At 64.5% G+C, this 19,790-nt stretch carries 14 protein-coding genes; 9 read left to right on the top strand and 5 right to left on the bottom strand.

Translation table 11 applies throughout. The annotated features are described in order from the left end of the window. Positions 1-258 precede the first annotated feature (258 nt). The 9 genes from AB4Y92_RS06380 (at position 259) to AB4Y92_RS06420 (ending at position 13,941) form a co-directional block, all read left to right on the top strand. Complete coding sequence (locus AB4Y92_RS06380) at positions 259-1,440, top strand: cystathionine gamma-synthase (protein WP_441818870.1); 1,182 nt, start codon at positions 259-261, stop codon at positions 1,438-1,440. An 80-nt stretch (positions 1,441-1,520) separates the two neighbouring features. Beyond that, positions 1,521-2,894 (top strand): glycosyltransferase family 4 protein, encoded by a 1,374-nt coding sequence (locus AB4Y92_RS06385; protein WP_441819052.1) that lies wholly within the window; start codon positions 1,521-1,523, stop codon positions 2,892-2,894. Positions 2,895-2,896: 2 nt separating this feature from the next. Then, positions 2,897-3,688 carry an ABC transporter permease gene (locus AB4Y92_RS06390; protein WP_441818871.1) on the top strand — a complete coding sequence of 264 codons (792 nt, stop codon included), beginning with the start codon at positions 2,897-2,899 and terminating at the stop codon, positions 3,686-3,688. Next, positions 3,685-4,941 carry an ABC transporter ATP-binding protein gene (locus tag AB4Y92_RS06395; protein ID WP_441818872.1) on the top strand — a complete coding sequence of 419 codons (1,257 nt, stop codon included), beginning with the start codon at positions 3,685-3,687 and terminating at the stop codon, positions 4,939-4,941. Before AB4Y92_RS06390 ends, AB4Y92_RS06395 begins: the two co-directional genes overlap by 4 nt. Next, entirely contained in the window at positions 4,938-6,338 is a 1,401-nt protein-coding gene (locus AB4Y92_RS06400) for a methyltransferase domain-containing protein (RefSeq protein WP_441818873.1), read from the top strand. The genes AB4Y92_RS06395 and AB4Y92_RS06400 overlap by 4 nt, the downstream gene beginning before the upstream one ends. Then, entirely contained in the window at positions 6,335-7,270 is a 936-nt protein-coding gene (locus AB4Y92_RS06405) for a GDP-mannose 4,6-dehydratase (protein WP_441818874.1), read from the top strand. Before AB4Y92_RS06400 ends, AB4Y92_RS06405 begins: the two co-directional genes overlap by 4 nt. After that, positions 7,267-8,241 carry a GDP-mannose 4,6-dehydratase gene (locus tag AB4Y92_RS06410; protein WP_441818875.1) on the top strand — a complete coding sequence of 325 codons (975 nt, stop codon included), beginning with the start codon at positions 7,267-7,269 and terminating at the stop codon, positions 8,239-8,241. The genes AB4Y92_RS06405 and AB4Y92_RS06410 overlap by 4 nt, the downstream gene beginning before the upstream one ends. 59 nt (positions 8,242-8,300) lie before the next feature. Further along, positions 8,301-12,440, top strand: coding sequence for a glycosyltransferase family 4 protein (locus tag AB4Y92_RS06415; RefSeq protein ID WP_441818876.1), 4,140 nt, complete (start codon positions 8,301-8,303; stop codon positions 12,438-12,440). Next, positions 12,370-13,941, top strand: coding sequence for an FkbM family methyltransferase (locus tag AB4Y92_RS06420; RefSeq protein WP_441818877.1), 1,572 nt, complete (start codon positions 12,370-12,372; stop codon positions 13,939-13,941). Before AB4Y92_RS06415 ends, AB4Y92_RS06420 begins: the two co-directional genes overlap by 71 nt. Before the next feature lie 396 nt (positions 13,942-14,337). On the opposite strand, the gene AB4Y92_RS06425 is transcribed toward AB4Y92_RS06420, so the two are convergent. From AB4Y92_RS06425 to AB4Y92_RS06445, 5 genes are read right to left on the bottom strand one after another with little or no spacing between them, the layout of a single operon-like run. After that, a complete protein-coding gene (locus tag AB4Y92_RS06425; RefSeq protein ID WP_441818878.1) occupies positions 14,338-16,368 on the bottom strand; it encodes a hypothetical protein in 2,031 nt (676 codons plus the stop codon). Beyond that, positions 16,365-17,693 carry an NAD(P)/FAD-dependent oxidoreductase gene (locus tag AB4Y92_RS06430; RefSeq protein WP_441818879.1) on the bottom strand — a complete coding sequence of 443 codons (1,329 nt, stop codon included), beginning with the start codon at positions 17,691-17,693 and terminating at the stop codon, positions 16,365-16,367. The genes AB4Y92_RS06425 and AB4Y92_RS06430 overlap by 4 nt, the downstream gene beginning before the upstream one ends. 25 nt (positions 17,694-17,718) lie before the next feature. Further along, the gene (locus AB4Y92_RS06435) at positions 17,719-18,129 is read right to left on the bottom strand and encodes a GtrA family protein (RefSeq protein WP_441818880.1); all 411 of its coding nucleotides are present in this window, start codon (positions 18,127-18,129) and stop codon (positions 17,719-17,721) included. Then, the gene (locus AB4Y92_RS06440) at positions 18,122-19,081 is read right to left on the bottom strand and encodes a glycosyltransferase family 2 protein (RefSeq protein WP_441818881.1); all 960 of its coding nucleotides are present in this window, start codon (positions 19,079-19,081) and stop codon (positions 18,122-18,124) included. The genes AB4Y92_RS06435 and AB4Y92_RS06440 overlap by 8 nt, the downstream gene beginning before the upstream one ends. Continuing rightward, positions 19,078-19,770: an NAD-dependent epimerase/dehydratase family protein gene (locus tag AB4Y92_RS06445; RefSeq protein WP_441818882.1), complete on the bottom strand. Its 693-nt coding sequence runs from the start codon at positions 19,768-19,770 to the stop codon at positions 19,078-19,080. Before AB4Y92_RS06445 ends, AB4Y92_RS06440 begins: the two co-directional genes overlap by 4 nt. Positions 19,771-19,790: the final 20 nt, after the last annotated feature.

Raw genomic sequence — 19,790 nt, forward strand, 5'->3', positions numbered from 1 at the left:
GGGCCGCCGCCGCACAGGCGCCCGCCATCCGTTCTCGCCCAGTCTTGCCCCACCGCCTGAACCGCGTATTCAGCTAATGGCCGCCGCACGGACTGTGTGCCCCGTCTCAGCCCCGCCGTGTGGCGCCCACAGCACGCCTGCACCCCCGCTGAAGTGCCGCCATGTGAACCAGGGGGCTCACAACCGCAATGTTAGAATTCGCGGTTGCGCCAATCGGCCGAATAGCTCGGTCGATCACTCAGCGGACGGAACGATTCAATGAGCCAACAACAGCCGCAAGGCGGAGCCCGCAAGCTCGGCCTGGGAACCCTCGCCATTCATGCCGGACAGTCGCCCGATCCGAGCACCGGCGCGGTCATGCCGCCGATCTACGCGACCTCGACCTACGCCCAGAGCAGCCCCGGGCAGCATCAGGGCTTCGAATACTCGCGCAGCCACAACCCGACCCGCTTCGCCTACGAGCGCTGCATCGCCGGCCTGGAAGGCGGCACCCACGGTTACGCCTTCGCCTCCGGTCTGGCGGCGACCTCGACCATCCTGGAGATGTTCGACGCCGGCAGCCATGTGATCGCGATGGACGATGTCTACGGCGGCACCTACCGCCTGTTCGAGCGTGTGCGCCGGCGCAGCGCCGGGCTGGATTTCAGCTGGGTCGATCTGAGCGACGCGGCCGCCTTCGAAGCGGCGATCCGCCCGGAAACCAAGCTGATGTGGATCGAGACCCCGACCAACCCGCTGCTCAAGCTGGTCGATGTCGCCCAGATCGCCGCCATCGCGCGCAAGCACGGCCTGGTGGTGGTGGTCGATAACACCTTCTCCTCGCCGATCCTGCAGCGGCCGCTGGAACTGGGCGCGCACATCGTCATGCACTCGGCGACCAAGTACCTCAACGGCCACTCCGACATCGTCGGCGGCATCGCCGTGGTCGGCGACGACGCCGACCTGGCCGAGCGCATGACCTTCCTGCAGAACGCGGTGGGCGGCATCCAGGGCCCGTTCGACAGCTTCCTCGCCCTGCGCGGCCTGAAGACCCTGCACCTGCGCATGAAAGCGCACTGCGACAACGCCCAGGCCCTGGCCGAATGGCTGCAGACCCATCCTTCGGTCGAGAAAGTGATCTACCCGGGCCTGAAGTCGCACCCGCAGCACGAACTGGCCAAGCGCCAGATGCACGGATTCGGCGGCATGGTCAGCATCTACGTCAAGGGCGGCATGGACGGCGCGCGCCGGATGATGGAGCGCTGCGAACTGTTCACCATCGCCGAATCGCTCGGCGGCGTGGAGAGCCTGGTCAATCACCCGGCGGTGATGACCCACGCCTCGATTCCGCCCGACCGCCGCGCCGCGCTGGGCATCACCGACAATCTGGTGCGCTTGAGCGTCGGTGTGGAAGATCTGGCGGATTTGCGGGCTGAGCTTGAGCACGCGCTTGCGAACTGATCCGGATGGTCGCCTCCGCGAAACAGGAACCATCGGGTGAGCCGTTGAGCGATCTCACGATCTCCAGGTCCGATACGGGCATGTTCCTGCTGGGGCTGTCGGCGTGGGTGCGCCGGCAGAGCTGGCTGCGCGCGCTGTACCGACTTTTCCCGCAGCGCCTGCGCGACAAGGTGTCGTTCATGCTGGCCGCGCGGGCGAGCCGGCGCGCGCGTTTCGAGCGCACGCCGGCGTGGTCGCGGCCGCTGCAGGCGCAGGCCGAAATCGCGGCGCCCGCCGTCGCGCGCGACGACACGCCGGGCGTGAACATCTTCGCCTACCTGCGCGGTCAGTTCGGCTTGGCCGAGAGCGCGCGCATGTACGGCCGCGCGCTGATCGAATCGGGCTATCCGGTGGCCCTGCACGACATCGCCATCGATCTGCCGCACGGCCTGGACGACCGCAGCCTGGATGCGCATATCGGCCAGGACGCCACGCACGCGATCAGCATCATCTTCGTCAATCCCGATTATCTGGACGAGGCGCTGCGGCATATCGGCCAGGCCAAGCTCAAGGGCCGCTACCTGATCGCCTGCTGGTTCTGGGAGCTGGAAGAAATTCCCCAGGACTGGTTACCGGCATTGGATCTGGTCGACGAGATCCTGGTCGCGACGGCGTTCGTCGAGCAGGCGTTCCGGCGCGTGACCGACAAGCCGATCCTGCGGGTGCCGCTGCCGCTGTGCCCGGTGCCCGACAGCGGGCTCGGCCGCGAGGATTTCGGCCTGGCGCCGGAGCGCTTCGTGTTTCTGGTTACGTTCGACTTCAACTCCTGGATCCACCGCAAGAATCCGTTCGCGGCGGTCGAGGCGTTCCAGCGCGCGTTCCCGCCCGAGCGCGACGACGTGCAACTGCTGCTCAAGTCCAGCAACGGTTACCGCCATCCGGACAATTTCCTCAGCCTGCTGGCGCTGGGCGCGCGCGATCCGCGCATCGTCGTGCGCGACGAGGTGATCGACCGCGCCCACGTGCATGCGCTGCAGCGTTGCGCCGACGTCTACGTGTCGCTGCACCGCGCCGAGGGATTCGGCCTGGGTCTGGCCGAGAGCATGGCGCTGGGCAAGCCGGTGATCGGCACCGGCTGGTCCGGCAATCTGGAATTCATGGACGCCGACAACAGCTGCCTGGTCGATTACACGCTGGTGCCGGTCGGCGAAGGCGAATATCCGCATCCGCCCGGCGCGAAGTGGGCGCAGGCCGACGTCGAGCATGCCGCGATGCACATGCGCCGTCTGGCCGACGATCGCCAATACGCCGCCGAACTCGGCCGGCGCGCGCGTGAAGGCGTGCTGCACACGCTGTCGCCACGCGCCGCCGCTGATGCTATCGCCGCGCGGCTACGCGATCTTTCCGCAGCGTCGGCGACGAAGCGCGCAGGCGCGGACGCGTTGTCGGGCCCTCCAATTATGGGAAGTCACTAACTATGTTCCGTTTGTTCGGCGCCGCATGGCGCTACCGCGGCTTCATCGCCTCATCGGTGGTGAACGAATTCAAGTCGCGCTTTTCGCGCAGCACCTTCGGCGCGTTGTGGATCATTCTGCAGCCGCTCGCGCAGGTGATCATCTTCGCCACGATTTTGTCCAACGTGCTGGCGGCGCGGCTGGAAGGGGTCGATAACAAGTACGCCTACGCGATCTACCTGATTTCGGGGATCTTGTGCTGGTCGCTGTTCGCCGAGATCGTGCAGCGTTGCCAGAACGTATTCATCGACAACACCTCGCTGCTCAAGAAGATGCAGTTCCCGCGCATCGCCCTGCCGGTGATCGCGATCGGTTCCTCGATGGTCAACAACATCGCCCTGCTGTGCGTGGTGATGGTGATCCTGCCGATTCTCGGCGTCTATCCGAACGTGCACTACCTGTGGCTGCCGTTGCTGATCGCCCTGACCGTCGCGCTGGCCACCGGCGTGGGGCTGATCGTCGGCGTGCTCAACGTGTTCATGCGCGACGTCGGCCACGTGATGGCGGTGGTGCTGCAGTTCTGGTTCTGGGTCACGCCGATCATTTATCCGATCAAGGTGGTGCCCAACGCCTTCAAGGCATCCCTGGCGTTCAACCCGGTCGCGCCGCTGGCGATGGCTTATCACGATGTCATCGTTTATCAGCGCGCGCCGCAGCAGAGCCTGGTCCTGGTGGCGATCATCGCCGCTGTGCTGTTGCTGATCGCGATGGTGCTGTTCCGCCGCGCCTCTGCGGAAATGGTGGACGTGCTATGAGCCTGCCGGTGATGGTGATCGAAAATGTCGGCAAGGCCTACGTCGAGTACGCCAGCGAATTGCAGCGCTTCGCGCGTTGGTTCGGCGTGCCGGTTAAGCCGCGCGCCGAGCACTGGGTGATCCGCAACGTGTCCTTCAGCGTGCACCAGGGCGAATCGATCGGCGTGATCGGCCAGAACGGCGCCGGCAAGAGCACGCTGCTGAAGATGATCACCGGCACCACCAAGCCCAGCGAAGGGCAGGTGACGGTGCGCGGACGGGTGTCGGCGCTGCTGGAGCTGGGGTTGGGCTTCAGCGGCGAGCTCACCGGACGCCAGAACGTGGTCCACGCCGGCGGCCTGATGGGCCTGCCGCAAGACCAGATCGAAGCCCTGATGCCGCAGATCGAGGCGTTCGCCGAGGTAGGCGAATACTTCGATCAGCCGGTGCGGACCTATTCCAGCGGCATGCAGATGCGCGTCGCGTTCTCGATCGCGACGGCGGTGCGTCCGGACGTGCTGATCGTCGATGAGGCGCTGTCGGTGGGCGACACCTACTTCGTCCACAAGTGCTTCAAGCGCATCCACGAATTCCGCGACGCCGGCACCACCCTGCTGATCGTGTCGCACGATCCGGTCGCGATCCAGGCGCTGTGCGACCGCGCGATCCTGCTCGACGGCGGCAAGGCCGTGCTCGACAGCGATCCTTACGAGGTCTTCGATTACTACAACGCGCTGATCGCCAAGCGCGAAAACAGCTCGGTGCGCACCGAGGTGTCGAAGGACGGCAAGGTCGCCACCGAATCGGGCACCGGCGAGGCGGAGATCGCCGAACTGCAGTTGCTGGATCAGCACGGCGCGCCGGTGGAATTCATCGGCGTCGGCCAGGACGTGACGCTGCGCGCGCGCGTTCGCGTTCACCACGCGGTGGATCGGCTGGTGTTCGGCTACATGATCCGCGACCGCCTGGGCCAGGCCATTTTCGGCACCAACACCCATCACACCGGGCAAGTGCGCGAACACCTGGATGCCGGTTCGGAAGTCGAATATCGGGTGCGTTTCCCGGCCAACCTGGGAGTGGGCACCTATTCGTTCTCGGTCGCGCTGACCAGCGCCGAGACCCACTTGCAGAAGAATTATCAGTGGCGCGATCTCGCGCTGGTGTTCACCGTCGCCAATCTGGACAAGTCGATGTTCGTAGGCACTGCCTGGATCCCGCCGGCCATCGACATAGTGTCGGCATTGCCGGCGCCGCGGCCGGAGGCCGTGCGATGAGCCGCGCGTTGGACCCGATGGACGTGGATGGGGTGATGCAGGCCGTCGCCACGCGTCTGCGCGACTCGATTCCGATCGAGTCCGACGGCGCGGTGGACGCCGACGGCGCCGTCGCGCGGATGCGCGGACTGGTCGATCGTCTTTTCGCGGGGCAAGACGGCGATACGCACAGTTTGCAGCGCTGGCGCTCGAGCACCTATTCGGTTCCGGTCAAGCGCGAATACACCTTGCATGAGCTGCTCGGACCCTCCGATGCCAGCTTCGTGGAAATGGCCTACCGCGTGGTGCTGCGCCGCGAGCCCGATCCGGAGGGGTTCAACTACTTCCTGCACGAGTTGCGTTCCGGGCACACCACCAAGGTGGAAGTGCTGGCCGAGCTGCGCTGGTCGCCCGAGGGCATGGCCAAGCAAGTCCACATAGACGGGCTGTTGCTGCCGTACAAGCTGCAGCAGTGGAAGCGCAAGCCGGTGATCGGCCATGTGCTGTCCTGGCTGCATGGCGCGGCGCGCCTGGGCGCTCTTTTCGATCGTCACTACACCATCGAAGCGACTCAGGCACGCGAGACCCACGAACTGGGCCGGCATTTGAATCTGGTGATGGACGAGCTGGCCGAACTGCGCGGGCAGAACGCCGGCCTGTTGCGCAATGTCGCCCGGATGATGCCGATGTTCGAGCGCATGCACAGCGCGGAGCTCGAACGCGAGCGCGTGCGGCCGACGATGGACAAGTTGTATGCGGATTTCGAGGACGAGTTCCGCGGTTCGCGCGAGCTGGTGCGTGCGCGCATCGAGCCGTACCTGGAATGGATCCACGAGGTCGGCGCCGGCGTGCCCGAGGCTCCGGTCATCGACATCGGCTGCGGCCGCGGCGAATGGCTGGAACTGCTCGGCGAGCACAACCTGGAGGCCGTCGGCATCGATCTCAACCACGATTTCGTCGTCAGTTGCGCCGACACCGGTTTGAAGGTCATCGAAGGCGATGCGATCGAGGTCTTGCGCGGCATGCCGGAAGGCTCGGCCGGCGCGATCACTTCGATGCATTTGGTCGAACACCTGCCGTTCGAGCGGGTGGTGGCCTTGATCGACGAAGCGCTGCGCGCCCTGCGGCCCGGCGGCCTGCTGTTCCTGGAGACGCCGAACCCGGAAAACCTGATGGTCGGTTCGCATTATTTTTATATGGACCCCACCCACCTCAACCCGTTGCCGCCGGCGATGTTGCGCTGGGTGGTGGAGAACCGCGGTTTCGCCGACGCGCGCATCGAGCGGTTGAGCGCCCATCGCGCGCTCAACGCGCCGGCGATGCTGCCGCCGGAAATTCCCGGCTCCAAGTCGATCAACGACATGTTGTGGCATATGCATATCGCACCCGATTACGCCATCGTGGCGAGGCGCCCATGAGCGCCGTCGATACGCAGGCGCCGCCGCGGCGCCTGCTGGTCACCGGCGGCAGCGGATTCGTCGGCCGTTACGTGGAAGCGGCGGTGCGGGCCGGCGATTTCGGCGCTTGCGAGCTGCATGCGCCGCCGCACGGCTGGGATATCCGCGACATCGACGCGGTACGGCAATTCGTCGAACAGGTGCGCCCCGACGCGGTTCTGCATCTGGCCGCGCAGAGTTTCGTGCCGCGCTCGTTCGAGCACCCGCGCGAGACCTTCGAGATCAACACGCTGGGCACGCTGAATTTGTTGCAGGCGCTCAAGCGCGTCGAATTCGGCGGACGCTTCTTGTTCGTGAGCTCGGGCGATGTCTACGGCCAGGTGGCCGAATCGGACATGCCGGTGACCGAGCAGTTGATGCCGGCGCCGCGCAATCCCTATGCCGTCAGCAAGTTCGCGGCCGAGCAGCTGTGCCTGCAGTGGCAGCGCAGCGAAGGGCTGGACGCGATCGTGCTGCGTCCGTTCAATCACGTCGGGCCGGGGCAGGGGCGGCAATTCGTGCTGCCGGCGCTGGCCAGCCAAGTGGTGGCCATCGCGCAGGGGCGGCAGGCGCCGGTGATCGAAGCCGGGGATATCGACACCACGCGCGACTTCACCGACGTGCGCGACATCGTCGCCGCCTACGCGGCGGCGTTGCGCGACGGCGTCAGCGGCAGTTTGTATCTGATCGCATCGGGCGTGGAGCGCAAAGTGCGCGATCTGCTCGAGGCCATGTGCCGGATCGAAGGCGTCGAGGTCGAGGTCCGTCAGGACCCGGCCAAGCTGCGCCGCGCCGAACAACGAAGGATGGTGGGCTCATCGCGGGCGTTGCATGACGCGACCGGATGGGCGCCACGCATCCCGATGGACCAGACCTTGCAAGACATTCTCATCGACCAACGGAATAACTCATGAGCAACAAAAACGCATTGATCACCGGCATCACCGGTCAGGATGGCGCCTACCTTTCGCAATTGCTGCTGTCCAAAGGCTATGGCGTGTACGGCGTCTTGGCCCGTCGCAGCACCGACACGCTGTGGCGCCTGCGCGAACTGGGGATCGCCGATCAGGTGACGTTGCTCGACGGCGACCTGACCGACCTGTCGTCGATGATACGCGCGATGCAGACCTCCAAGGCCGATGAGGTCTACAACCTCGGCGCGCAGAGCTTCGTCGGCTCGTCCTGGCAGCAGCCGCTGCTGACCGCGCAGGTCGATGGCGTGGGCGCGCTGAACGTGCTCGAGTCGGTGCGCATCGTCAATCCGCAGGCGCGTTTCTATCAGGCCTCGACCAGCGAAATGTTCGGCCTGATCCAGGCCGAAATGCAGGACGAGAAGACCCCGTTCTATCCGCGCAGCCCCTACGGCGTGGCCAAGCTGATGGCGCATTGGGCCACGGTGAACTATCGCGAAAGCTTCAACCTGCACGCCTCCAGCGGCATCTTGTTCAATCACGAATCGCCGCTGCGCGGCATCGAGTTCGTGACCCGCAAGGTCACCGACGCGGTGGCGCGCATCAAGCTGGGTCAGCAGAAAGAGCTGCGCCTGGGCAACATCGACTCCAAGCGCGACTGGGGCTTCGCCGGCGACTACGTCGAAGCGATGTGGCTGATGACCCAGCAGGACAGCGGCGACGACTACGTGGTCGCCACCGGCCAGACCACGACCGTGCGCGACATGTGCGCGATCGCGTTCGGCCACGTCGGCCTGAACATGGACGACCATCTGATCATCGACGAGAAGTTCTTCCGTCCGGCCGAAGTGGACGTGCTGCTCGGCAATCCGGCCAAGGCCAAGGCCAAGCTGGGCTGGGCGCCCAAGACCTCGTTGCAGGAGCTGATCACGATGATGGTCGACGCGGACCTGCGCCGCTTGCAGGCGCGTTGAGGCAACACGCCGGTCCCGATCGGGACCGGCCGGAAACAAAGGACTGACCGGAACCGGAAATGGCTCAGAAGCGACACAAGTTACTGGCGATCAATTTTTTCCCCGCGTTCGTACCGCCGCGCAGCGGCGGCGAGCAGCGCTATTACATGCTGTACCGCCATCTTAGTGACGTCTTCGACGTGACCTTGCTGTCGGCGACCTACGCCGACGCCAAGGTCGAAACCATCGAGCATTCGCCGTCGTTCCGCGAGGTCCGCGTACCCAAGCCGCGCGAGGCCGACCAGATCCACTGGAAGCTCGACTCCGAGCAGATCGGGCCGGAATGCTCCGGCCTGGCGCTGGCGTTGGCCGGCGAATTCGACACCGAACTCGGCCAGCAAATGGGAGGGCTGGTTGCGGCGGCCGATCTGATCGTGCACGAATCGCCGTTCACCCTGCCGTACGACCGGGGCGCGGGCAGCGACGGCAAGTTGCGCGTCTACAATGCTTACAACGTCGAGTATCGGCTTGCCGAGCAGATGTTCCACGGCGAGATCGGCCAGCGCGGCGCGGCTTTCATCCGCGACCTGGAGGCCCGGATGATCGCCTGCAGTTCCGCGGTGCTGGCGATCAGCGAGGAGGAGCGAAGCGAGTTCGCGGACACCTTCGGATTCGCGCGCGAGCGGATTTTCCTCGCGCCCAACGGTTTCGAACCCGAAGCCCGGCCCGACCCCGCGCCGCGGCGCGAGCGTTCGGCGCTGTTCCTGGGCAGCGCGCATCCGCCCAACATCAATGCATTGGAGTACATCGCCAAGGATCTGGCGCCGGCGCTGAGCGATGTCACCTTCTACGTGCTCGGCGCGGTATGTCAGGCCTATACCCAGCCGGTGCCGCCCAACGTAAAACTGCTGGGCTTCGTCGAGGCGGCGCAGAAGGACGATTTGCTCTGGCGTTGCGGCGCGGCGATCAATCCGCTGCGCCACGGCGCCGGCACTAATCTGAAGATGCTCGACTACATGGGGCACGCAGCGCCGGTGGTGTCCACCCCGGTGGGTGCGCGCGGATTGGACATCGAGCCGGGCGTGCAAGCGCGGATCAGCGAGCTCGATGGTTTCGCGGCGGCCTTGCGCGAAGTGCTCGACGACGCCGAGGCCGCCAGCGCGTTGGGCGCGCGCGGCGCGCAGTTCGCCGACGAGCGTTACACCTGGGCCGGTATCGCCAAGAGCACGGTGGCATCGATCCAGCAGGTTCTGGCCGCGCCGGCCGGCGGATCCGGCCGCAAGCGCATCCTGGCGGTTTGCGACTACGAAGTGCATCAGGCCGCGGGCGGCGGTCAGGTGCGGATCAAGGAATTGCTCAGCGAAGCCGGACGCGAGTTCGACGTGACCTTGCTGTGCTTCAACAACGGCGATGCCGAGATCCGGCGCGCGATCGCGCCCGGCGTGCTGCAGCGTTCCGTGCCCAAGACCGCCGAGCACCGGCGTGAGGATATTCAGTCGCTGAAGGGGCAGAGCGTGTCGGTGGCCGATCTGGTCGCGGCCAAGCACTGCCTGGACAACTCGGCCATGGTGGCGGCGTTTCGCGAAGAGATCGCAACCGCCGCGGTGGTGAGTTTCGAACAATGCTTTTTGGCGCCGCTGCTCGGGCTGGTCCCGGAGGGCATGCCGATCGTGCATTCATCGCAGAACGTCGAGATCGAGCTCAAGCGCGAGCTGCTGGCGGCGCGCAACGATGGCGACCGATGGATCGAGCTGACCGAGCGGCTGGAGCGCGAGATCGCCGAGCGCGCCGACCTGGTCCTGTGCGTCAGCGATAGCGACACCTTGCGTTTCCGCGAACGCTACGGCCTGTCGAACGTGCTGACGGTTGAAAACGGCGTGCGTATGCCGCAAGTGCATCGCGCCGGACTGCGGCCGCTGCCCGAGGGTGCGCGGACTCAGCCGCCGCTGGCGGTGTTTGTCGGCAGCGCGCATCCGCCGAACGCGCGCGCCGCGCAGTTCATCATCGACGAACTGGCCGCGCGCAATCCGCAGGTGAATTTCGCCTTGGTAGGCTCGGTGTGCGAAGCGATCAATGTCGCCGCGTTGCCGCCCAACGTGGCCTTGCTCGGCTTTCTTAGTCAGTCCGACAAGGAGGCGTTGTTCGCCATCGCCGACATCGCGGTCAATCCGCTGTTCGAGGGCGGCGGCTCCAGCCTCAAGGTGCCGGACTTCCTCGCTGCCGGATTGCCCTTGCTCAGTTCGGCGGTCGGCGCACGCGGTTTCCCGGGGCTGCAAGCGGGTACGCACTACATCGAGACGAATCCGGAAGCGATGGGCGACTGGATTCCCAAGCTGTGCGGCGACGCCGAGTTGAGCGCGCGCCTGTCCGCCGAAGCAACCGATTACGTGGCCTCGCACCTGGACTGGCGCATCCTGGGCGGGCGCATGCGCCGGGAGCTACGTCGCCTGATCGGCCGCGACGGGCCGTGCCGGGTGCTGGTGCTGACCTACCGCTTCGGCGAGCCCGCGCGCGGCGGCGCCGAGACTTTTTTGCTCAACGTCCTGCGCGAGTTGGACAAGAGCGAGGAATTGCAGATCGACGTGGCGGCGCCGGCCGTGGGGGCGATCCACGATCGCCTGCACTTCTCCGCCGATTACGAACCGCCTTCGGCGCACGATGGCGTTCCGGCGCTGCGCGGACAGGTGCGCTTGTTTCCCGCCGATCCGCCGCCGCAGGACCGTTTCGAGGACGCGGCCGTTCTGCAAACGGCCTGGATGAAGGAATCGTTGCTGATCGGCGCGGACCTGGCGCAGGAACTGGGCGTGGGTCTGCTCGGCGGTTGGAATTTTCCGGAGAACAGCGACGGCCGGATCGTGCGCTGGGCCGGGCGGATCGCTCAGGTGAAATTGCCCGCCGGGATCGAGTCGGTCCGGGTCGCAGGTCTCGCGCTGCAGCCTGTGCAGGTATCAATGCGGGTCGGCGGCGCCGAATCGGCGGCGAAGAGTTTGTCCGGCAAGTTCTCGTTCCAGCAGGCGCTGCCTGCGGCGGGCGAACTGTTGGAATTGCGCGCCTCGGCGGTGATGGACAGCAGCGAGGACGCGCGTGAACTGGCTTACATCGTCTCCTCGATCGAACTGACCGGGCCGGCCGGCAGCGTCGAGATCGATTTGCGCCAAGGCATGGAAGAGCGCGCCCGCGCCAACCTGCCCGAACGTTGGGTGGCCAAGCTGATCGAAGTCGTCAAGCGCCGTCCGCGCGATATCGACCGTCGCTTCTGCCGCATCCGCGGCCCGCACAGCCATGCGATGGAGCGTTGGCTCGACCAGAACGCCGCCAACTACGACGTGATCCTGGCCCAGGGCGTTCCGTTCGCCAGTTCGGTCCTGGGCGTGCGCACGGGCGCGGTCAACGGGCTGGCCACGGTCGTGTTGCCGCACTTCCACATGGAAGACCGCTATTACCACTGGCGCGATTTCTACGACGCATTCGCCCGCGCCGACGCAGTCATCGCCGCGCCGGCCGCGAGCAAGACCGCTTTCTTCGATCGGGTCTGCGAGCGGTCGGTGGCGTTGCCCGGCGGCGGCTTGACGACCGAAGATTTCTCGGCCGAATCGATCGCCCGCGGTCGCGAGGCGTTCCGTCGCCTGCATCGCGGCGAGCGTCCGTTCGTGCTGGTCCTGGGCCGCAAGACCGGTGCGAAGCATTACCGCATGATCGTGCAGGCCTGCGAAAAGCTGCGCCGGGCCGGGCACGATCTGGACGTGGTGCTGATCGGACCCGACGACGACGGCCTGCCGCTGCAGGGGGCTGGTGTTCACTACTACGGCGCGCAGCCGCGCGAGGTGGTGATCGGAGCGTTGGCCGATTCGTTGTGTCTGGCGAACTTGAGCGAGAGCGAGAGTTTCGGAATCGTTTTGCTGGAGTCGTGGATGGCGAAACGCCCGGTGATCGCGCGCAGCTCGACCGTGGCGTTCACCGAATTGGTGCGCGACGGCGAGAACGGCTATCTCGCCGACAACCTCGACGACGTGGCCGCCGCGATCGAGCGTTACCTCGGCGACCGGGCTCTCGCCGATCGGCACGGCACGGCAGGAATCGACACGGCACAGGGATACAGTTGGGCGGCTTTGGCGGACCATCTGCGGCAGATCATTTTGGGGGTGGCAAGTGAGCGAAATCGAGGCGTTGCACGGAAGGGTGATTCATCAGCTTCGCAACAAGGAGGTACACGACCCTGATTTCCAGGCGCTGGCCTGGATCAACAGTCACCTGCGGACGATCCGCACGGTGCTGGACGTCGGGGCCAACGGCGGACAGACCATCGCCTCGGTCCGGGCGGTCCTCGGCGAGGCCGTGGAAATCCATTCCTTCGAGGCCAACCCGAAGCTGTGGCCGGGGCTGGAGCGGATCGCGCAGGAATCCGGCGGGGCGGTGCATGTGCATCGTTCGGCGCTGGGTACGCAGGCCGGCGAGCTGATCCTGCATGTTCCGTCTTCGGGCGGTCAGGTGTTTCTCGAGGAATCCACATTCGACCCGAGCCAGTTCGACAAGCCGTGGGTGCGCGAGAAGTATCTCGCGCGCGGCGGCCAGGCGCCGGAACTGTTGCAGATGCGTGTGCCGGTCGAGCGCGGCGACGATTGCGCGCTGCGCCCCGACCTGATCAAGGTGGATGTCGAAGGATTCGAGGCTTCGGCGATCCGCGGGTTGGTGCGGACCATCGTCGAGTTCCAGCCGGTGCTGTTGGTGGAGAACAGCGATTGGCACAACGTGACCGAGTTGCTGGGCGAGCTTGGCTACCGGCCGTTCCGCTGGGACGACGGCGCGATGAATCCGTTTCATGGCGCGACGACCAATACGTTCTATTTGCCCGCGGGGAAATTACCAGTGACCGCAACCGATAACGAGATCCCGGACCAGCCAGCTCAGCCCGAGGCCGCCAGTGGAGGCTATTCCGAGGCTTCCGATGTCGCCGAGCACGTGGCCGATGTCGAGCGCATGCGGCAATTGCTGGCATCGCTGAACGTGACGCTTCCTGGCGAAGGACTGGCGCTGGACGTGGGCGGCGGCGCCGGCGGCCACAGCGCGTTGTTGGCCAATGACGTGGGGCGGATCTACTGCACCGACTATTTCGATCAGAACGCGCGCTTCGGCGGTGAACTGGTGAAGCTGGTGAAAGAGAAGGTCCTGCGCCACGGCCACGATTTCCCGATCGCTCGCTTCGAGTTCCACGCCGTCGACGCGATGAGCACGATCTATCGCGACGATCTGTTCGACGTGGTGTTTTCTTTCAACGCCTTCGAGCACATTCCCGATCCGGCTGCGGCCCTGCGCGAGATCGTGCGAGTGCTCAAGCCAGGCGGGATGGCCTACATCACCTTCGACCCGATCTGGACGTGCGATTTCGGCAGCCACTTCCAGCATCGTGTTCCCCGGCCGTGGCAGCACCTGATCAGCGACGACGGGCAGTTCGTGGAGATGATGAAGCAGGCGGGCGGCTCGGACGAAGAAGGGCAGGAATACGTGCATGCCATGAATCGGCGTCGCCTTTCCTTCTACCGCGAATTGTTCGCGTCGATCCGCGGCGAGGTGGAGTATCTGCACGAAGGCGAGTGGAGCGGTTGCGTCGTGCCCGGCAGCGAATCGCACGAGAATTTCCAGCGCTGTCTTTCGCTGGGATTCAGTCGCGAAGAATTGCTGCTGCGGGGCATGGTGAAGGTCTTTCGGAAGAGTGCAGTCTAGGCGCAAGCAACCGGAAGAGCCTTGCGCGCGCTTGCGTCGGCGTTTGCCGACTGCAGGCGTGAGCTGCGCTCGAATACAGGAGCCGCCCGCCGGGCGGCCTCCTTCACGCCATTCGACTTGCCATTCGCATCGGTAGGCAGATTCCGCCGGGTGTTTACGGACATTTCGATGCCAGGGGCGGCGCTGGGCCCGCCCCAATTTCAATTTCGCAGTGCTGCCTATCTATGTGCTCGACGCCGTAGGCAGGTTCGATCGGTCGCGCATGCGCTGGTGTAAGCGCTGGTCACGCGTTGCGCGACATCGCTAGTCTGTTCCGGCAGTCTCGAGGCCGACGTGATCCTTATTGGCTTCGGTTGCACCACCACGCAACCGGACAAGGCCCGGTCGCTGGCATGGTCAATGCGCCGCAGCCGGCTGGCGGGTGAGGTCAATCCACTCCACGCCTATGCCGAGTAGGCGGGTATCGGGACCGAGCCCCAGCGAAGACGGTTTGGCGGCGCCGGCGATATCGAAATCCAACGCGAGCACGTTCCCAAAGCGGCGCGCTTCGGCGCAGGAAAATTCGAACTGCAATTGCTTGGGGCCGGCGCTGTCCACGGTGAAATCGTAAGCGCCTACCTTGCGTCCGGCGACCAGCACCGTCGCGACGACGTGCGGGTTCTGCGGAATCGCGAACCCGCGCGCGCTGATCGTGGCATGCAGCACATCCGAGCCACAGTCCGCGACATTGATTTCGATCCTCGGGCGCGCCGAATTGGACCAGGTGCCCCAAGCTTCCGGGGCGCTCCAACCAGCGTTCAGCGCCGCACTGCCTTTCGCTTCAGCGCCGAAGACGACTCGTCCGACGCCAAATTTCAGCCGTAGACGCTCCGCGTCGCTTTCGCTCAAACGTATGTACATGCCCTTGCTCGCGTCCTGTTGCGGACGTTCGGCCAATTTGTCCGCGACCAGGCCCGATACCTGATCGTCGTCGAAATTGCAGTGGTGCCGCGATGCTATTTTCATCGCCTTAGCGCCGAGCAATTCTGCGGGGATATACAGTTTTCGGCAGCCCGGGCCGGCGATTGGGGCAAGCGGAATATCGATTTCGCTATGGCCGGAGTTGCGTTCGACGAAGATTTCCGGCGGCGGATCGTACAGATCCGGGAAACTCGACTGCAGCATCTCGGAGACGATACTCGGTTCGGTATAGCGATCGTGCTGGGTCGGCCAATACCAGCTCAGATTCCAGGCGACCAAAGGCGCGGCAACAGCCGTCATCACCAGCGCGAGCAGCCAGCGGACGGGCCTTCGGGTCGATTCAGCGATGAGCCAAACCAGCGGTGCGTAGAAGAGCGGCACGTACCACAGCGCATAACGCGACAGATCGATCGAACCTGAATTGAGGTTGACGGTAGAGGCCTGGGCGAAAAGGTTGGTGGCCAGGTATATCGCCGCGGTCGCCGCATAGACGAACTTCAAGCGCGGCCGATAGCGCAGCGCAAGCGCCAGCCCTGCGACAAGGATGAAGATTCCGAACCACCAGTTAGGGAACAGCCCGATGTCCGGGTCGATCAATACCGCCAGCAGTTGATTGGCATTGCCGCCGACCACGGCGCCACCTGCCTTCAGTTGCGGAGTGATCACGCCGTGGCGATAGAGGTAGTAGAGCGGATGCAGTGCCGTCGCGGCCAAGGCCAGCGCGGCCGCGACCCATTCGTAAACGCCGGTCGAACGCTTGGAAAGGCGATTGTCGAGCAAGCCGAAAGCGATCAGGGTCCAAGCGGTAGCGGCGAGGCTGATGTTCTGCGTAGAGGCTACGGCGATGGGCAGCGCCGCGTACAAGAGCTTGCCGCGGCTGACCAGGATGAAGGTCTGCAGTACCAGCGCGACGGTAAAAAACTCTGTATGCACCTTCGTCGCAAACCACAGTACGGGCGAAGCCGCGAACAGCAATGTCGTTGCCGCGGCGCCGCGTGCGCCGTGCAGTCGCCCCGCCAGTGTCAGTGTGGCACCGAACAAAATGGCGTGCAGAGTCAGGAAAGCGGTATGCGGAGCCAGGTTCAGTCCGACCAGTTTCACGGTGGCCGCTATGCCCGCGGCAAGCGCGGGATAGAACCAGAAATGATTGAAATCGGCAGTGTGCGCGTCCGCCAGTACGGGGAAGGCGGCGCGCAGTCTGGCGGTATCGACCATGGACGCGATAGATCCGTCGCCCGCCAGCACGGAGTAGTCGCGCCATGCGCCTTCGGTCATGAACGGCCGCCCGTGCTCCAAGATCGCCAGGTAAAGCGCGTAGTACTCGGCGCCGTCGCCGAACCTCCACGCCGGCTGAGCCACGAGCACGGCCAGCACGATCGCGGCACCGACGGCGCCGACGAGGGGCCATGCGAGGCCAGCCCATCGATTCGGGATCGCAGCCGCATTGTCCATATGGGGCGCGGTCATCCTTGAGGCGTCGCGACCGATTCACCCAGGAGCTTACGTGCGAGCTGCCTGCCCTCGCGGACGGCGTAGTTCGTGCCCCGATCCTCGGGGTACACCTGCGCCATGGTGGTAATGAATACGTTGGGCAGCGGGGTCGCATTGCCGGGCACGAGCGCGGAGTAGTTCTTTTCCGCGATCGGCTGCGCATAATCCGCGCGCCAGACGTAATGCTGATCAATCCATTCGCGCTTGAAGTCAGGGAACATGCGCTGGATATGCGGGATGGAGAACTCCAGCATTTCGTCCGCGCTCATCGTGTACATCGGATCCGAGGGCGGCAGATACTTCGACAGATAAACGATGTGATGGCCGCCGTAGGACGAAGGCGGCTCGAAATTAGTGTGCTCGATCACGCCCACGAACGGAAAGCCAGGGTCGTTGACGTTCAGCCAGTAGGTTTCCGACAGGCTTCGATTCAGCGCAAGTACGAGGCAGACGTTCGAGAGATAACGGATTCTGCGCAGGGATTCGACATAGGCCGCCGGTGCGATCGCCTCGATCAGGTCCGCCGTAACCGGCAGCGCAGTGGTGAGTACGATGTTGTCGGCCTCGATCATGCCCTCGGCGGTTTCGACGCCGGTAGCGCGTCCATCGGCGCCTGCGATGACGCGCAGGGCCGCTGTGCGCAATCGCACTTCGCCACCGAGCTTCTTGATTTCCTGTTCGAGACGTTCGGCGAGCGCCGCGAAGCCGCCCTTGTAGTACGCCAGCACTTCATCGCCGGAACTGCTCCGGCTGCCGCCTCGCAGGACCAGTTTCTTCCAGAACCATACCGCCGATACGTCTTCGGCCACCGAGCCGAACTTGCCGGTAAGCAGCGGATCCCAGACCACGTCGTAGGCGCGCTGGCCGCAAAGGTCGATCAGCCATTCCTTGGCGCTCAGGTGTTCCAATTTGGACCAATCTTTCACCGAGCGGGCGCGCAGCACCGCCACGCCGAGGCGAATACGGTCGAGGAAGGGCAGGGCCTTGAAGCGCAGCAGGTCGAGCGGCGTGCTCAAGCGGAAGAACTGGTCGGCGTAGTACATGCCGGTCCGAGTGGGGCGCAGGAGAACATTTGAGTTCTCTCCAAGCTCCTCGATCAGTTCGAGAATGTGCCTGTCGTTGTTGAACCAGTGGTGATAAAACTTCTCCAGAACGTGTCCGCCGATGTCGAAGCCGCCAGCGAGGCCGCCCACGGCGTCGTCGCGTTCCAGAACCACGACCCGCTTTCCGTTCCGGGCCAACTCGTATGCCGCGGCAAGTCCGGCGAATCCGCCGCCAACGATGGCTGTATCAAACTGCATATCGGTACCTGAGGTAGTTGTGCTTTTATCGCTGGCGGAACGTGATCGCCCGATTCAGCGAGAACTGGACGACCAGAACCACGCCCAAGGTGGCGATCTTGGCGAGCAGCGGGTTGAGCCCGACGCGATCGATCAGCAGCCAAAGCGCGATGGACGAAATTACATAGCCGACGCCTGCTGCCGCGAAAAACAAGGCGAGGCGCCGCAGCGTGTTGTCGTAGGTTTGGAAGGTGAAATGGCGGTTCAGCGCGAAACTCAGCAGCGTACCGGCCAAGTAACCGCATGCGTTGGCGGCCTGGTAGTTGATGCTGAAGGCCAGCAGCGTCGTGTAGGTGGCGAAGTCCAGCAAGACGCCGGAGCCTCCGCAGATCGCGTACAGCACCAGTTTGCGCATGCCGTCGTGCGCCAGCAGCTTTTCGAGGCGGTGGTCAGTCACGTTCGCCGGCCTCCACATTGATCGTCGAGCCCACCACGGCCTGCGGCGTTCCGTTCACGTGCAACAGGACGCGGCCGACATACTCGCCGATGACGCCCAATGCCAGCAGTTGGATGCCACCGAGGATCAGCACCGAGACGATCAGCGAGGACCAGCCCACGGGCATGGCGTTCAAGGTGAAACGTTGCACGATCAAGGCGACCGCGGCGAGAAAGCCGAAGCCGGAGAAAAAGATGCCGAGCAGCGAGGCGATGCGCAGGGGCTCGATGGAGAAACTCGTGGCCATTTTCAGCCATAGCGAGATCGATTTGGCCAGGTTGTAGCCGGATTGGCCGTCGAGCCGTTCGTGATGATCGAGTTCGATCATCGCCACATGGTTCGTGCTGGCCAGGATCAGGCCGTCGAGGTACACATGCGGGCCGACGAAGCGGACCATCTGATCGCGAACGCCGCGGACGACGCCCTTGAACGGCGACAGGTAGAGGTCTTTCGGCTTCCGCAGCAGACGGTCGGCGATCATGCTGTTGAAACGGCTGCCGAGTCGCTTCCATAGCGCGTGGCGCTTGGATTTGAACTTGGCATAGCAGACGTCGTTCCCGGCCTTGAGCGAAGCGACGATTTTGGGGATGTCGGCCGGATCGTGCTGAAGGTCGTCGTCCATCATGATGATGTACCGACCGCGTGCGTAACGCAGGCCGGTCAGCAGAGCGTTGTGCTGTCCGGCGTTCTTACGCAGGTTGACGCCTTGCAGCCAGGGGCGATCGCGCGACAGTTCCTCCAGACGCGCCCAGGTGTCGTCAGGGCTGCAGTCGTTGACCAGAATCACTTGATAGCGCTGTTCGCCGCCAGCGTCCGGATACATGCCGTCCAACGCTTCCTGCAGCCTCTGCGCCAGCTGCGGAAGGATCTTGGCGCTGCGGTAAGCGGGAATGACTACGCTCGTTTCGATCATGGTCGCCGGCCTCCGTAATATTTTCTCAACACTCTTTCCGGGTAGCGGTCGAGCAGGTCGATTCCGAGCTTTTGCGCGAACTGCATCGTAAGGGCAGCGTCAGGAGCATTACCGCCGCCGCGTTCCACCAGATCGTAGTTGCCCTTCTTGGCCAGAAGCCGCTCCATCGTCTCCACCAGTTCCATCATCGTCAGCGCGCCGGGAGCGGCGATATCCGTCACGCGTCCAGGGAGGCCGCTGTCGATCATGGCCGTTGCGATGCTGGCGATGTCGTCGACGTCGATCAACGAACGGACAGCCTTCGTCCACAAGGTAAAGCGTTCCCCGCTCGCGATGCGCGAAGCGAGGAAGTTCGTCAGCGTGTGCGGATTGGGCGTATAGCCCACCACCTGGGGCAGGCGCAGCACCAGCGCGTCGCCATAGGCGAGCACCAATGCCTCCATTTCCGCTTTGTGTGCTACGTATGGCGTGGTTTTCCGGTCGGCGTCGGTCAGGCTGCAGGTGCTGAAATAAACGAACCTGCCCTGCGCGGTGCGCAGCGTTTCGAGCAGAAGCTGGCGTTCGCGCGCGAACGACTGCTCCGATGTTTCCGAAGAGTTCGATACACCAGAGGCGAAAATGGTGGTTGCCCGATCGTTTTCGGAGCGCGCCTTGAATGCCTTAGCGATTAAACCATTGCCCACTATCATTCTGGATCCATCGCCGATGA

It is taken from the genome of Lysobacter sp. TAB13 (assembly GCF_052113885.1).
GTDB lineage: Bacteria > Pseudomonadota > Gammaproteobacteria > Xanthomonadales > Xanthomonadaceae > Lysobacter > Lysobacter gummosus.